Source organism: Seohaeicola saemankumensis (genome assembly GCF_042678485.1).
GTDB lineage: Bacteria > Pseudomonadota > Alphaproteobacteria > Rhodobacterales > Rhodobacteraceae > Seohaeicola > Seohaeicola saemankumensis.
Genome location: NZ_JBHTKR010000003.1, coordinates 517,041 through 531,413 on the forward strand (window position 1 = coordinate 517,041; position 14,373 = coordinate 531,413).

A 14,373-nucleotide genomic window follows, 5' to 3' on the forward strand; every position below is an offset into this window, starting at 1 on the left:
AGGCATAAATGCCCATCCATAGGTTCCCAAAAGGTTGCGCTGCGGCCTTGTTTTCTCTCGAATTGTTCGACAATACGCTCTATGAGGGCCACGCAGACGCCCCGAAGCCTTGCGCGACACGGGAACCAGAACGGGGATCATGTCATGAACCACGCCAAACCCTTGCCGGGCTACCTGATCCAGCGGTACCAGGGGTGGAAAGCCACCTCCTATGCCGAAAACCAAAGCTGGTACCGGCGCCTGGCCGAAGTCGGGCAACATCCGCGGGCCATGGTGATTTCCTGCTGCGACAGCCGCGTGCATGTCACCTCGATCTTCGGGGCCGACCAGGGCGAGTTCTTCATTCACCGCAACATTGCCAACCTGATCCCGCAATACGAACCCGACGGAGAGGCGCATGGCACCTCGGCGGCCGTGGAATATGCGGTCGGCGTTCTCAAGGTCGCGCATCTGATCGTGCTGGGCCATTCCTCCTGCGGGGGGGTCAAGGGGTGCCTTGACATGTGCACCGGCCATGCGCCCGAACTGGAAGAAAAAAGCAGCTTCGTAGGCCGCTGGATGGATATCCTTCGCCCCGGCTATGAACGGGTGAAAGACGTGACGGATTCCGCCGCGCAGCTGCGTGCGCTGGAAAAGCAGGCGGTTCTGGTGTCGCTGGACAATCTGATGACCTTTCCGCTGATCGCGGAAGAGGTGAAGGAAGGCCGGCTGTCGGTACACGGACTGTGGACCGATATCGGCGAAGGGTCGCTGGAATATTTCGATCCGGCCAGGCGTGAATTCCTGCCGGTGTGATCCCGTGTGACGTCTGGCATGCCCATGCGCCGCATTCCGGGCAAGACAGCCACAAGGCCAAGGCGGACCGGCGCCGCGTGAAAAGGGACAGATCACGACATGGAAGGCATTATTGCACTGGCGGGCGCCAACCTGATTTCGCCCATCGTCCTCAGCTTCGCGCTGGGTCTGTTCGCAGCCCTTGCGCGATCCGACCTGAGCGTGCCCGAGGCCGTAGCCAAAGGCATGTCGATCTATCTTCTGTTCGCCATCGGCTTCAAGGGTGGGGTGGCGGTGGCCTCGCACGGGATCGATGTCACGCTGGGACTGTCGCTTCTGGCCGGGGTGATCCTGTCCGCGGCGCTGCCGCTGGTGGCCTTCGCGCTGCTGCGCGCCATGTCCAACCTGTCACGCATGGATGCGGCTGCGGTTGCCGCGCATTACGGGTCGATCTCGATCGTGACCTTCGTGGCCGCATCCTCAGTCCTTGAGGGGCGCAGCATCGCCTATGAGGGTTACATGGTCGCCGTCGCCGCCGCGATGGAGGCACCGGCGATCCTGTCCGCGCTGTGGCTGGTGGCGCGCGGATCGGGCGGCCGCAAGATGGAGGCAGGGCTCTGGCACGAGATCCTGCTGAACGGGTCCATCGTGCTGCTGATCGGATCCTTCGTGATCGGATGGGTCACCGGCACGGATGGGCTGGCGCAGATCGACAGCTTCATCGTGGCCCCGTTCAAGGGCGTACTGTGCCTGTTCCTGCTGGACATGGGGCTGGTCGCGGGACGCGGATTGCGCGGGGGGCGGCATGTGCTGGGTGCCGGCGCGCTGGCCTTTGGCGTGATCATGCCGCTGATCGGCGCCGGGTTCGGACTGATGGCAGGGTTGCTGCTGGGTCTGTCCACCGGAGGCGTGACCCTGATGGCGGTGCTCAGCGCCTCGGCCAGCTATATCGCGGTGCCCGCAGCGATGCGCGTCGCCCTGCCCGAGGCCAATCCATCGATCTACCTGACCCTGTCGCTCGGGGTGACCTTTCCCTTCAACCTGACCCTTGGCATTCCGCTTTACATGGCGGCGGCCGTGGCCCTTACCGGAGGCTGAGACATGCAGACCCACAAGGCCAAACGCGTCGAGATCACCATCGAAGCCGTGATGCAGAACCGGCTGACCGACGCGCTGCACGGCGCGGGTGTCACCGGCTATACGATCCTGCCGGTGCTGGGCGGATCGGGCCGGTCCGGCGACTGGACCCGCGAGGGGCAGATTGGCCGCGCAGGCATGGTGCAGGTCGTCTGCATCATCCGCCCTGATCGTCTGGACGGGCTGCTGGATGCGGCCTTTGGCGTGGTCGAACGCCATATCGGTGTGGTCTGCGTCACCGATTGCGATGTGCTGCGGGCCGAGCGTTTCTGACAACGGATTGTCACGGCCCGGCCCTGACCGTCAGGGCGCTGACCTGATCCCAAAAGAAAACCCCCGGTGCAGGTTCACTGCATCGGGGGTTTCATCCTGTCATTCCGGCACGGGCCGCAATCAGCCCTTTTTCAGAACCCGCTGGCCCAGAACTTCGGCGATCTGCACCGCGTTCAGCGCGGCACCCTTGCGCAGGTTGTCGGACACGCACCACAGGTTGATGCCGTTCTCGATCGTGCTGTCCTGGCGGATGCGGCTGATGAAGGTGGCGTAATCGCCCACGCATTCGATCGGGGTCACGTAGCCACCGTTCTCGCGCTTGTCGATCACCATGATACCGGGCGATTCACGCAGGATGTCGCGGGCCTCGGCCTCGTCCAGATGATCCTCGAACTCGATATTGATGGATTCCGAATGACCGACGAAGACCGGCACGCGCACGCAGGTTGCCGTGACCTTGATCTTGGGATCCAGGATCTTCTTGGTTTCGGCCACCATCTTCCATTCTTCCTTGGTCGATCCATCCTCGAGGAAGACATCGATATGGGGGATCACGTTGAAGGCGATCTGCTTGGTGAATTTCTTCGGCGGCTTGTTGTCGGTGGGATTGTAGATGCTTTTGGTCTGGTCCCACAGCTCGTCGATACCTTCCTTGCCGGCGCCCGACACGGATTGATAGGTGCTGACCACCACACGCTTGATCCGCGCGCGGTCATGCAGCGGCTTGAGTGCGACAACCATCTGCGCGGTAGAGCAGTTGGGGTTGGCGATGATGTTCTTCTTGGAATAGCCGTGGATCGCGTCGGCGTTCACCTCGGGCACGATCAGCGGCACGTCGGGGTCGTAGCGGTAGAGCGACGAGTTGTCGATCACGATGCAACCCGCAGCGGCGGCCTTGGGCGCATAGATCTTGGTCGCCTCGGACCCTACGGCGAACAGCGCGATATCCCAGCCGGTGAAGTCGAAGGTGTCCAGATCCTTGGTCTTGAGGGTCTTGTCGCCAAAGCTGATCTCGGTGCCCAGGGATTTGCGACTGGCCAGGGCCACGATCTCATCCACGGGAAACTGGCGTTCATCCAGTATGTTCAGCATTTCACGGCCCACGTTCCCCGTGGCACCGACGACGGCAACCTTGTAGCCCATCTGGGACAACTCCTTTGTTCAGAACGCCGCGCTCATATCGCAGCTGTCCCCGGAATTAAAGCGGATTCGCCGATTTCCCGCGATCTGGCGCGGCTCAATCCAGCCTGTCACGGCTGAACAGGTAGACCACAAGCCCGATCAGGACCAGAGCCGCAAAAAAGCCGAACAGCACCGTATAGGGCTGCGCGGCCGGGGCCGCCGGGTCGGCCATGGCACGATAGACCTGCCCGGTCGCCACCTGCATCAGGCCCACGCCGCCGATGCTGATCAGGTTCAACAGCGTGATGCCCCGCCCGGCCAGATGCGGCGGCACGAAGCTGCGGCTATGCGCCATGATGATCGGAAAGGACAGGCCGAAAAAGCCGACCACCGCGAACAGGAACACCGCAGTCACGAAACCGGGCTGCGGCCAAAGCGCGAGGGTTGCAAGGGCAAGGCAAGACAGCGCGTTACCGCCGAAGATCACCCATTTGCGTGTGCCCAGGATACGATCCAGCGGGCCATAGGCCAGCGATCCCGCGATCATCGCCAGGCCCATCACAAGCGTCGCGGTACCGATCAGCGCCTCGGTCGCGCCATGCACCTCGGCCAGGTATGGCCCGATCCAAAGCCCGCGCAGACCGGCGGCCGGGGCATAATTGATCAGCAGCAGCGGAAAGATCACCCAGAGTGCGGGCATCTTCAGGATATCAAGGACCGACCCTTTCGTATCGCTGATGATCCGTGGCGGGTCCTCGACCGTCAACCAGATGCCGGCGGCCAGGATCAGCGACATCAGCGACAGGCCCCATATCGTCTCTCGCCATCCGAATGCCCCGATGGCCCATGCCAGCGGGGCGGAACCGGCCAGGTTGCCCAGCGATCCGACACCGATCATCACGGCGCCTAGCGTGGCGAACATGGCGGCCGGATACATGCGCGCGAAGATGAAATACGATGCCATGAGGACCGGCGAACAGCCGATACCGATCAATCCCATCGCGATCGATATGTGCAAGGGTGTCGTCGCCATGGCGAAAAGCGCGGCCCCGCCACCGCCGCCAATGGCCAGAATCACGGCAGCCGTGCGCCTGGGCCCTATCCGGTCAAGCGCCGCGCCCACGGGGATCTGGGCCAGCGCGAATGTCAGGAACCACAGCCCGGACGCAAAGGCGAGATCAGCGGGAAGCGCGCCGATATCCTGCTCAAGGACCCGCGCCAGCACGGCCAGGAAAGCGCGAAAGAACTGGCTGAGAACATAGCCCGCACAGAGCAGGACAAGCCCAAGGCGCATCTGATTTCCTCCCACAGAGCTTGTGCTGCCTGCCATGCGCCCAATAAATGTGCAAGAACAGAAAGCTTGCGTTTGCCCATTGGCCCCGGCGCCAGCACGGCAGGTTGCGTGGACGGGGTGCGGGCGGAAATTTCGCGCCGCCCTACTTGACGGCGCAAGGGCGCCGGATCATTTGAGCACAACCCCGGACAACAGGCACCGGGACAGGGGTTCGCCGCCACCATCCGATGACATCACATGATTTTTCCTCGGGCGATCTGATCGCCGACCGCCGCGCGGATTACGCGCAGGCGCTGGCCGCGTCGGGTGACATGCCCGCCGCGATCGACCTCATGCAGCAAGCGCTTGCTCTGGTGCCGGACTGGGCCGCCGGGTGGTTCCGTCTTGCCGAATGGCAAGAGACCACGGGCGATACGGATGCCGCGCGCGACAGCTGGCGCAGGGTGATCCAGATCGACCCGCAAGACAGGTTTGGCGCCGGCCTTCGCCTTGATCTGGCGCGCCCGGTTCCCGTGGCCGAAACCATGCCTGCCGCTTTCGTCGAAACACTGTTCGATCAATATGCCGACAGGTTCGAGACCTCTCTGGTGGATCAGCTTGGCTACCGGGGACCGGCGCAGATCGTGGAGGGGCTGCTGCGCGCGGGCCGGACCCGGTTCGAGCGCGTGCTGGATCTGGGCTGCGGCACCGGGTTGATGGGACAGGCGATCCGGCCCCATGCAGGCTGGCTGGAGGGTTATGACATTTCGGCCCGCATGCTGGCGCAGGCGCGGGCCAAGGGCATCTATGACGACCTGCAAAAGCACGACTTGTCGCGGCTGGATCTTGGCGGCGCGCCCTTCGATCTGATCCTGGCTGCCGATGTGTTCATCTATGTCGGCGCGCTGGAGCAGATCGTGGGATGGGCGGCGGCCAGCCTGACCCCCGGCGGTGTTCTGGCCTTCACGCTGGAGGAATTGCCTGATGGTGAGGGCGATCTTCGCCTGCGCCCCTCGCGCCGCTATGCCCATGGGGCCGAGTATGTGACGCGGTTGCTGGATCAGGCCGGTTTCACCCCCCCGCAGATGAGCCGGGCCACCCTGCGGATGGATGCAGGGCAGCCCGTGTCGGGACTGACCGTCCTGACAGCGCGCAGCCCGCAGCCTTTCCGGCGCGAGACGGATGGCGAGGAAATGGCCAGCGCCTGAACGCTGGCCCGTTGCCCGTCGGATACCCCGTCAGATGCAGCGGCCGCCGTCCACTTCCATCGCGACGCCGGTGATCATGCTGGCCTCGTCCGAGCACAGGAAACAGGCGGCATTGCCCATGTCCTCGGGTGTGGAAAAGCGGCCCAGCGGGATCGTGGACAGGAATTTCGTCCGCATCTCGGGCGTGTCCTCACCCATGAACGAGGCCAGCAGCGGCGTCTCGCCCGCGACCGGGCAAAGCGCATTGACCCGCAGCTTTGATAGGGCCAGTTCCACCGCCATGGTCTTTGTCGCGGTGATCATCCAGCCCTTGGATGCGTTGTACCAGTTCAGGCGCGGGCGCGGGCTGAGGCCCGCGGTTGATGCCACGTTCAGGATCGCGCCGCCCTTGGCCTTCATGTGCGGCACCAAGGCGCGGGCGGTCAGGTAGACCGATTTGCAGTTCACGGCGAAAACGCGGTCGAACTCATCTTCGGTGACGTCTTCCATCGGTTTGGGCAGATGGGTGATACCGGCGTTGTTCACAAGGATATCGACCTGCCCGAATTCCTTGATCGCAAAGGCCGCCATTTCCGCCACGCTGGCCCCGTCGGCCACGTTGCAGGCGATGGACAGTGCACCGTTGCCCACTTCCCCGGCCATGGCTGCCGCACCATCGGCGTTGATATCCACCACCAGGACCCGCGCGCCTTCGGCAGCGAATTTGCGTACGATACCAGCACCAAACCCGCTGGCGCCGCCTGTCACGATTGCCGTCTTACCTGTCAGTCTCATGGTTCTTTTCCTTTTCTGTCTGTCTGGATCAGCCGTGAAAGGCCGCGACGGTTTTCAGCACTGTGAAGCCATACATCGCCTCGAACCCCTTTTCGCGGCCATGGCCGGATTTGCCCATGCCGCCGAAGGGCAATTCAACCCCGCCGCCCGCGCCATAGTTGTTGATGAAGATCTGCCCCGCGCGGATCCGCTTCGCCATCCGCATCTGGCGCGCGCCATTCTGACTCCAGACGCTGGCGACAAGGCCATAATCGGTGCCGTTGGCGATCGCGACGGCCTCTTCCTCGTCCTCGAAGGGGATGACGACCTGCACCGGGCCGAAGATTTCATCGCGCGCCAGGCAATGGCCGGGGCTGACATTTGCAAAAAGGGTGGGACGCACGTAGTTGCCACCGTTGGGCGCGCTGACAAGCTGCCCCTGGCCTGCGATCTGCAAGTCCGCACCCTTGTCGATAAAGCCGCTGACGATGTTTTTCTGCCTGGCCGAAATCAGCGGCCCCACATCCAGATCGTCCATCGCGCGCCCGACCTTCAGCGCGTCATAGCGCAGGGCCATGCGTTCCACGACCTGATCATAGACCGCCCGCTGCACAAGGATGCGCGACGAGGCCGAGCAGGTCTGGCCCGCGTTCTGGATACCGGCATTGACCAGAAACGGAAGGGCGGCGGGGATATCGGCATCCTCGAACACGACCTGGGGGGATTTGCCGCCCAGTTCCAAGGTCACGGGGATCACGTTTTTTGCCGCGGCTTCCTGCACCATCACGCCGGTAGCGACCGATCCGGTAAAACTGATGTGGTGCACGCCGGGATGCGCGGTCAGGGCCGCGCCCGCCTCGGACCCAAGTCCGGGCACCACGTTCAGCGCACCGTCCGGCAGGCCCGCCGCCTTGGCCATCTCGGCAAAGGCCAGCGCGGTCAGGCAGGCATCTTCGGCCGGTTTCAGCACGCAGGCATTGCCCGTGGCCAGTGCGGCACCCACGGATCGCCCGATGATCTGCATCGGATAGTTCCAGGGCACGATATGGCCCGTCACGCCATGTGGCTCGCGCAGCGTATAGACGGTATAGCCCTCCAGATAGGGGATCGTCTCGCCGTGCAGCTTGTCCGCAGCGCCGCCGTAAAACTCCATGTAACGCGCAAGGGCCACCGCATCGGCGCGCGCCTGCTTCAAGGGCTTGCCCACGTCCAGCGCCTCGATCCGGGCCAGATCATCGACCCGCTCCAGCACCATGCGGCCCAGCGTCATCAGGATACGGCCACGCTCGGCCGCGCTCATCCGGCCCCAGGGGCCATGGCGCGCGGCTTCGGCCGCGGCCACTGCCGCGTCGATATCGGCCCCCGTGCCGCGCGCGATCTGGCCGATCTTCTCGCCGGTCGAGGGGTTTTCCAGCGGCAGATATTGCCCGCCCGACGGGGCCACCCATTCGCCCGCGATCAGGCATTTTGACGGGTCAAACCACAGTCCCAGATCATCGCTCATGTCTTTGTCCTCCTCAGGCGTCGGTGATGTCCGGCAGACGTGGCGTCGCCGACAACAGTTGTTTGGTATAGGGATGCGCGGGCGCGTCAAATATCTCTGCCGTTTCGCCCTGCTCGACGATCCGGCCCGCCTGCATCACCAGCACCCGGTCCGTCACTTGCCGCACAACCGACAGGTCATGGCTGATGAACAGATAGGTCAGGCCCAGACGGTCCCCCAGATCGGCCAGCAGATCAAGGATTTGCGCGCGGATCGACACATCCAGCGCCGACACGGCCTCGTCCAGGATGATCAGGTCGGGCTTGATGATCAGCGCGCGCGCAATGGCGATGCGCTGCCGCTGGCCGCCGGAAAACTCATGGATATACTTGTGCCGGTCATCGGCGGTCAGGCCCACGCTTTCCAACGCCTCGGCGATGGCCGCATCACGCGCGGCGCCTTGCGGGGGGGCATTCAGCAGATGGAAGGGTTCGGTGATCAGCCGCTCGACCCGGTGACGCGGGTTGAAGCTGCCGTAGGGGTCCTGGAACACCACCTGCATCCGGCGGCGGACCGCGCGATTGGGTTTGTGGCCGGTAAAGACGGGCTGGCTGTCCAGCAGGATCTCGCCTGCCTGCACCTCCTCCAGTCCCAGGATGGCGCGGGTCAGGGTGGATTTGCCGCAACCGGATTCCCCCACCAGCCCCAGCGATTCCCCCCGCCGGATCCGGAAACTGACATCATCGACGGCGCGGAAGGTGCCCGACTTGCCCCAGATCCCCTTGCGCGCGGTGACATAATCGCGGATCACGCCGCGCACCTCCAGCAAGGGCACTTCCTGCGGCTGCGCGGCGCGGTCCGGCTGATGCGTGGATGCCGCCAGCAGCGCCTTCGAATAGGGATGCTGCATCCGGTGGAACAGATCGGGCGATGGCCCGCTTTCCACCACGCGACCGTGGCGCATGATCACCAGCTGATCGGCCATATCGGCCACCACCGCCAGATCATGGCTGATCATCAACAGGCCCATCCCGTCCTCCTGCACCAGCCGTTTGAGCAGCTTGAGGATCTGCGCCTGCGTGGTGACATCCAGTGCCGTCGTGGGTTCATCCGCGATCAGCAGCCTGGGCCGCAAGGCAATGGCCATGGCGATCACCACCCGCTGCCGCTGCCCACCCGACAGCTCATGCGGATAGCGCGTCAGGGGAAAACGGTCCTCGGGCAGTTCGACACGCGCAAGCGCCTGCCGCGCGCGCTCCCGCGCCTCGGCGCGGCTGACGCGGTCATGAACCAGGATCGTCTCGGCCACCTGATCGCCAATGGTCTGGATCGGGTTCAGCGCCGTCATCGGCTCCTGGAACACCATGCCCATGACGCGACCCCGCATGCCGCAGAGATCGGCCTCGGACAGTTGCAGCACATCCTGCCCGTCCAGCATCACGCGCCCTGTGGCCTGCGCGCCCTCCGGCAGCAATTGCATCACGGTCAACGCGGTCATGGATTTGCCCGATCCGCTTTCCCCGATCACACCGACGATCTGCCCCGGAGCCACGGTCAGGGACACATCATGCAGGATCGCATAATCGTGGATGGCAAGGGAAAGCCCTTCGATCCGCAACAGGCTCATCGACGGTCCCTCCTGATCCGGGGATCAAACAGATCGCGCAGCCCGTCGCCCATCAGGTTCAGCCCCAGCACCGTCAGCAGGATCGCCAGACCCGGAAATATCGCCATATGGGGCGCCAGCGAGATCATCGTCTGGCTATCCGCCAGCATCCGCCCCCAACTGGGGATGGGCGGCTGCGCGCCAAGCCCGACATAGGACAACGCCGCCTCGGCCAGGATGCCAAGGCTGAACTGGATGGTGCCCTGCACGATCAGCAGGTTCGTCACATTGGGAAGGATATGTTCGGCGCTGATCCGGACCGCGCCCTTGCCGGCCACCCGCGCCGCCAGCACATAGTCCCGTGTCCAAAGGCTCAGCGCCGCGCCACGTGTCAGTCGGGCAAAGACGGGAATGTTGAAAATCCCGATGGCGATGATCGCGTTCAGGGCAGAGGGCCCGAACACGGCCGTGATCATGATCGCGATCAGAAGTGACGGGAAGGCAAAAACCAGGTCGTTGCCCCGCATGATCACCTCGTCCAGCAGACTGCCGCGCCGGGCGGCGGCGGCCAGCCCCAGCGGCACCCCCAGCCCCATGCCGATCACCACGGCCACCACGGCCACGGCAATCGAGGTGCGCGCCCCCACCATGATCATCGACAGGATGTCGCGTCCGAAATGATCGGTGCCCAGCGGATGCGCGGCGGAGGGCGGCTTGATCTTGTTGGCGATGTCCAGCGCGGTCACATCTTGCGGCACCCAGATGAAACTGATCAGCGCCGCGCCCACGAACACCAGCGACAGCACCAGCCCGACCACGAGGGATCGGTTGGTCAGCGCCGCCCGGATCAGCCCGCCCCCGCTCATCGCCGCCCCCGCAGGCGCGGATCGACGGCGGCATAGGCCACGTCCACCGCGAAATTCACGACGATCACGGCAAAGACCAGCAGCATGACCACGGATTCCACCACGATCAGGTCGCGCGCCGCAATCGACTGGAACACCAGCCGCCCCAAGCCTGGCAGGAAAAAAACGTTCTCGATGATGATCGCGCCCGCCATCAGAAAGGAAAACTGCATGCCGATGATCGTCAGCACCGGGATCATCGCGTTGCGCAGCGCATGGCGCCACAGAACCTGGCGGCGGGTCAGGCCCTTGGCGCGCGCCGTGCGGATAAAATCCTCGGACAGCGTATCCAGCAGGCTGGATCGCATCACCCGCGTCAGGATGCTGGCCTGCGGCAGGGCCAGCGCCACGGCCGGCAGGGTCAGGCTTTTCATGCCGGCCAGAACCCCCTGTTCCCAGCCGGCAAAGCCACCGGCCGAAAACCAGCGCAGGTTGATGGCGAAGACCAGCACCATCAGCATCGCGAACCAGAAGTTCGGGATCGCCACGCCCAGCTGTGTCACCCCCATCACCCCCATATCCACGACCGATCCGCGCCGCGACGCGGCCCAGACGCCCGCCGGAAAGGCGATCAGCGTGCTCAGCGTCAGCGCATAAAGCGCCAATGGCAGACTGATCCAGAGCCTCTCTCCGATCATCTCGGCCACCGGCGTGCGATAGGTATAGGAGGTGCCGAAATCGCCCTGCAGCATACCCCCGACCCAGGACAGGTAGCGCTCGGGGATCGAGCCGTTCAAACCCAGCTGATCACGCAGTGCCGCCAGCGTATCCGGCTGCGCATTCATGCCCAGCATATAGGCCGCCGGGTCGCCCGGCACGACCTCGATCGCGAAGAAGATCACAAGGCTTGCCACGGCCAGCGAGATTGCCAGCGATACCAGCCGTTTCAGCACATAGTGCAGCATTTGCCCCATATCCCGCCCGCGCCCTGCCACTCTGGCCCCGGCGCGCGCGCCCCCTGCTTCTTCTTGCCCGAAATATCCCCGCCGGAGGCTCCCCCGCGCGCCAGACGCGCGAGGGTCGGTTTTACGCCCTGCCGGTTCAGTCGGCCCAGTAGACAGCCGTCAGGTCGGTGGCCTGCGTCGGCGCGTTCGTCCACAGGCCCATGACCTTGGCATTCGCCACGCTCAGGGCCGCCAGCTGGAACAGGTAGCCGTTCACGTAATCAAGCGAGATCTTCTCCTGCGCCTGTTTCAGCAGCGCGCTGCGGGCCGCCGGATCTGTCTCGGCGGTCAGATCTGCCATGATCTTCTGGAACTCCGGGCTGTCATACTGGAAATAATAGTCGGGGTTGGCGTAGATCCCGATATCCATCGGTTCGGTATGGCTGACGATGGTCAGCCCGAAATCCTTGCCGGTAAAAACCTGCTCCAGCCACTGGGCCCATTCCAGGTTGCTGATCTCGGTCTCGATCCCCACGGCGCGCAGCTGCGCCGCGATGATCTCGCCGCCGCGCCGCGCATAAGAGGGGGGCGGCAGTTTCAGCGTGGTGGTGAAGCCATCGGGAAAGCCCGCCTCGGCCAGCAAGGCCTTGGCCTTTTCCGGATCATAAGCGGAATTGCCGGTCAGATCGACGTAATCCGGGTTGTGCGGCGCGAAATGGGTGCCGATGGGCGTGCCATAGCCGAACATCGCCCCGTCGATGATCGCCTGCCGGTCGATCGCATGGGCCATCGCCTCGCGTACCTTGATATTGTCGAAGGGCGCCTGCTTGTTGTTGGTGGACAGGATCGTTTCGCCCTCGGTCGATCCGATCAGGACCTGGAACCGCGGGTCGGCATCGAACTGCGGCAGATTTTCGGGCGCGGGGAAGCCGGCGAAGGCATGCACATCCTCGGCCATCACGGCGGCAAAGGCGGCCGTCGGATCGCTGATGAACTTGAAGGTGGCGCGGTCCAGTTTCGCGGGTTCGCCCCAGTAATCGGGGTTCTTCACGATGTCGATACGGTCGCCCTGCACCCAGTTGTCGAACTTGAATGCGCCAGTGCCGATCGGATTGGTCTTGATGGTCTCGATGCTTTCGGGGGCCACGATCACGGCGTCACCCCAGGCCATGTTGAACAGGAAGGACCCGTTGGGCGCACCCAGCGTGACCTGCACGGTCAGGGGGTCGATGACGGTGACATCGGTGATCCCGGCAAAGAGGCCCTTCTGCGCGTTCACCGAATCCTCGGCGCGGGCGCGATCAAGGCTGAATTTCACGTCCTCGGCATCCATCGTGCTGCCGTCATGGAAGGTCACGCCGTCATGCAGCTTGAATGTGTAGACGGTGCCATCCGCCGAAATCTCCCAGCTTTCCGCCAGGCCGGGGTTCACCGATCCATCAGGGCCGAAACGGGTCAGACCCTCGAAGACATTGGCGTAAAGCACCGAGTCGATCGCGCCCGCGGCCGCGCTGGTCGGGTCCAGGTGCGGCGGTTCCAGCTGCATGCCCACGACGATATCGGTCTTGGCCTGCGCCATGCCGACACCGGCGACAAGCGCCAGCGCGCTGACCAGGCCGCGTGTGAAATTCGCATAAGTCATCTTGTTCTCTCCCTGTTGAGCAGTGCTCTCAGTCCCTGGCAAGCAATGCGATCAGCGACCGCCCCATCACCCTTGCGGAATCCAGCATATCATCCACGCCGACATATTCATCCGGTTTATGCGCAAGGTCCAGAATGCCGGGCCCGTAAGCAATGCAATTCTTCAGCTTGCCGATCCGGTCGATATGCTTCTGGTCATAGGTTCCGGGCGATACGACATATTCGGCCTCGCGCCCCATCGTGTCTGCAATCGCCTTGGCGACCACCTGCACGACGGGGGCGGATTTCTCTGTCATCGTGGGCAGGACACGGTGCAATTCCCTGACATCATAACTGAAGGTCGCACGCCGATCGGCCACTGTGCGCAGGATCTGCATGACCTCCTCGCGGACTTCGTCGATATCCTCCTCGATCAGAAAACGGCGGTCGATCACCATGCGGCAGCTGTCGGGCACACAGGGCGCGGGCAGGCCGGTGTAATCCTCGGCCTGCTCGTTCTCTCCGCCATGGATCGAGTTGATGTTGAGCGTGGATTGCTTGGCCCCATCGGGCACCACGGGCATATCCGTGCGCTTCATCGCCAGGGCCGGAAACAGCGATGTCTCCATCTCGGCCATTACCGCGCCCATGTGGCGCACGGCGCAATCGCCCAGGAACGGCATCGAACCATGGGCGATCTCGCCATGGGTTTCGATCTCGGCCCACCAGACACCGCGATGACCCAGGCAGATGCGATCCTTGTTCAGGGGTTCGGGAATGATGACATGCTGCACGCGGTCCGGGCTGAAAAAGCCTTTCTCGGCCAGATAGGCGACACCGCCGAAACCACCCGATTCCTCATCCGCCGTGCCGCTGATCTCGATCGCGCCCGCGAAATCGGGGCAGACCTCCAGGAACGCCTCGGCCGCGATGATGCTGGCGGCCAGCCCGCCCTTCATGTCACAGGCGCCGCGCCCATAGATCTTGCCGTCCTTCAGCTCTCCGCCGAAGGGGTCTGTGCTCCAGCCGCGTCCCACCTCGACCACATCGATATGGCTGTTGAAATGGACGCATTCACCGAGAAAGGCCCCCTCGCGCCGCGCCACGATGTTCCAGCGCGGGTGCTTGTCGCTGTCGCCCGGCGCCCCATGGGCGCGCACCAGTTCCGTCTGGAAACCTTGCGCGGCCAGCCGCCGGTCGAGGTATTCGCAAATCTCGAGATAGTTATCGCCCGGCGGGTTCAGCGTCGGTATCCTGATCAGATCCTGCGTCAGCGCAATCAGATCGTCACGCCGCCCCGCCACCGCCATATCCAGCCTGTCAATCAGGGACATA

13 protein-coding genes are annotated in these 14,373 nt (G+C 63.9%); 4 read left to right on the top strand and 9 right to left on the bottom strand.

Annotation, left to right across the window (positions count from 1 at the left end; translation table 11 throughout):
• Nucleotides 1–144: 144 nt before the first annotated feature.
• The 3 genes from ACFQ3C_RS09455 (at nucleotide 145) to ACFQ3C_RS09465 (ending at nucleotide 2,184) form a co-directional block, all read left to right on the top strand.
• On the top strand, nucleotides 145–795 hold the full coding sequence (locus ACFQ3C_RS09455) for a carbonic anhydrase (RefSeq protein WP_380790967.1): 651 nt from the start codon (nucleotides 145–147) through the stop codon (nucleotides 793–795).
• Between the two features lie 99 nt (nucleotides 796–894).
• On the top strand, nucleotides 895–1,872 hold the full coding sequence (locus ACFQ3C_RS09460) for a sodium-dependent bicarbonate transport family permease (RefSeq protein WP_380790970.1): 978 nt from the start codon (nucleotides 895–897) through the stop codon (nucleotides 1,870–1,872).
• Nucleotides 1,873–1,875: 3 nt separating this feature from the next.
• Nucleotides 1,876–2,184, top strand: a complete 309-nt coding sequence (locus ACFQ3C_RS09465; protein WP_380790973.1) for a P-II family nitrogen regulator — start codon at nucleotides 1,876–1,878, stop codon at nucleotides 2,182–2,184.
• Nucleotides 2,185–2,304: 120 nt separating this feature from the next.
• On the opposite strand, the gene ACFQ3C_RS09470 is transcribed toward ACFQ3C_RS09465, so the two are convergent.
• Both ACFQ3C_RS09470 and ACFQ3C_RS09475 read right to left on the bottom strand, forming a co-directional pair.
• A complete protein-coding gene (locus tag ACFQ3C_RS09470; protein ID WP_380790976.1) occupies nucleotides 2,305–3,327 on the bottom strand; it encodes an aspartate-semialdehyde dehydrogenase in 1,023 nt (340 codons plus the stop codon).
• Between the two features lie 94 nt (nucleotides 3,328–3,421).
• Nucleotides 3,422–4,600 (bottom strand): MFS transporter, encoded by a 1,179-nt coding sequence (locus ACFQ3C_RS09475; RefSeq protein WP_380790979.1) that lies wholly within the window; start codon nucleotides 4,598–4,600, stop codon nucleotides 3,422–3,424.
• A 227-nt stretch (nucleotides 4,601–4,827) separates the two neighbouring features.
• Between ACFQ3C_RS09475 and ACFQ3C_RS09480 the strand changes: the two genes are divergently transcribed.
• Entirely contained in the window at nucleotides 4,828–5,787 is a 960-nt protein-coding gene (locus ACFQ3C_RS09480; protein ID WP_380790982.1) for a methyltransferase, read from the top strand.
• 30 nt (nucleotides 5,788–5,817) lie between these two features.
• On the opposite strand, the gene ACFQ3C_RS09485 is transcribed toward ACFQ3C_RS09480, so the two are convergent.
• The 7 genes from ACFQ3C_RS09485 to ACFQ3C_RS09515 form a co-directional block, all read right to left on the bottom strand.
• A complete protein-coding gene (locus ACFQ3C_RS09485) occupies nucleotides 5,818–6,561 on the bottom strand; it encodes an SDR family oxidoreductase (protein ID WP_380790985.1) in 744 nt (247 codons plus the stop codon).
• Nucleotides 6,562–6,589: 28 nt separating this feature from the next.
• On the bottom strand, nucleotides 6,590–8,044 hold the full coding sequence (locus ACFQ3C_RS09490) for an aldehyde dehydrogenase family protein (RefSeq protein ID WP_380790988.1): 1,455 nt from the start codon (nucleotides 8,042–8,044) through the stop codon (nucleotides 6,590–6,592).
• A 13-nt stretch (nucleotides 8,045–8,057) separates the two neighbouring features.
• The gene (locus ACFQ3C_RS09495; RefSeq protein WP_380790991.1) at nucleotides 8,058–9,650 is read right to left on the bottom strand and encodes an ABC transporter ATP-binding protein; all 1,593 of its coding nucleotides are present in this window, start codon (nucleotides 9,648–9,650) and stop codon (nucleotides 8,058–8,060) included.
• Entirely contained in the window at nucleotides 9,647–10,495 is an 849-nt protein-coding gene (locus ACFQ3C_RS09500) for an ABC transporter permease (protein ID WP_380790995.1), read from the bottom strand. The genes ACFQ3C_RS09495 and ACFQ3C_RS09500 overlap by 4 nt, the downstream gene beginning before the upstream one ends.
• On the bottom strand, nucleotides 10,492–11,439 hold the full coding sequence (locus ACFQ3C_RS09505) for an ABC transporter permease (RefSeq protein WP_380790998.1): 948 nt from the start codon (nucleotides 11,437–11,439) through the stop codon (nucleotides 10,492–10,494). The genes ACFQ3C_RS09500 and ACFQ3C_RS09505 overlap by 4 nt, the downstream gene beginning before the upstream one ends.
• Nucleotides 11,440–11,575: 136 nt before the next feature.
• Nucleotides 11,576–13,060: an ABC transporter substrate-binding protein gene (locus ACFQ3C_RS09510; protein WP_380791001.1), complete on the bottom strand. Its 1,485-nt coding sequence runs from the start codon at nucleotides 13,058–13,060 to the stop codon at nucleotides 11,576–11,578.
• A 28-nt stretch (nucleotides 13,061–13,088) separates the two neighbouring features.
• Nucleotides 13,089–14,372, bottom strand: a complete 1,284-nt coding sequence (locus tag ACFQ3C_RS09515; RefSeq protein WP_380791004.1) for an acetylornithine deacetylase/succinyl-diaminopimelate desuccinylase family protein — start codon at nucleotides 14,370–14,372, stop codon at nucleotides 13,089–13,091.
• Between the last annotated feature and the right edge of the window lies 1 nt (nucleotide 14,373).

Coding starts and splice junctions, on each gene's coding strand:
- ACFQ3C_RS09485 (WP_380790985.1), bottom strand. CDS start 6,561: ATGAGACTGACAGGTAAGACGGCAATCGTGACAGGCGGCGCCAGCGGG.
- ACFQ3C_RS09500 (WP_380790995.1), bottom strand. CDS start 10,495: ATGAGCGGGGGCGGGCTGATCCGGGCGGCGCTGACCAACCGATCCCTC.
- ACFQ3C_RS09460 (WP_380790970.1), top strand. CDS start 895: ATGGAAGGCATTATTGCACTGGCGGGCGCCAACCTGATTTCGCCCATC.
- ACFQ3C_RS09505 (WP_380790998.1), bottom strand. CDS start 11,439: ATGCTGCACTATGTGCTGAAACGGCTGGTATCGCTGGCAATCTCGCTG.
- ACFQ3C_RS09510 (WP_380791001.1), bottom strand. CDS start 13,060: ATGACTTATGCGAATTTCACACGCGGCCTGGTCAGCGCGCTGGCGCTT.
- ACFQ3C_RS09455 (WP_380790967.1), top strand. CDS start 145: ATGAACCACGCCAAACCCTTGCCGGGCTACCTGATCCAGCGGTACCAG.
- ACFQ3C_RS09490 (WP_380790988.1), bottom strand. CDS start 8,044: ATGAGCGATGATCTGGGACTGTGGTTTGACCCGTCAAAATGCCTGATC.
- ACFQ3C_RS09515 (WP_380791004.1), bottom strand. CDS start 14,372: ATGTCCCTGATTGACAGGCTGGATATGGCGGTGGCGGGGCGGCGTGAC.
- ACFQ3C_RS09480 (WP_380790982.1), top strand. CDS start 4,828: ATGACATCACATGATTTTTCCTCGGGCGATCTGATCGCCGACCGCCGC.
- ACFQ3C_RS09495 (WP_380790991.1), bottom strand. CDS start 9,650: ATGAGCCTGTTGCGGATCGAAGGGCTTTCCCTTGCCATCCACGATTAT.
- ACFQ3C_RS09470 (WP_380790976.1), bottom strand. CDS start 3,327: ATGGGCTACAAGGTTGCCGTCGTCGGTGCCACGGGGAACGTGGGCCGT.
- ACFQ3C_RS09465 (WP_380790973.1), top strand. CDS start 1,876: ATGCAGACCCACAAGGCCAAACGCGTCGAGATCACCATCGAAGCCGTG.
- ACFQ3C_RS09475 (WP_380790979.1), bottom strand. CDS start 4,600: ATGCGCCTTGGGCTTGTCCTGCTCTGTGCGGGCTATGTTCTCAGCCAG.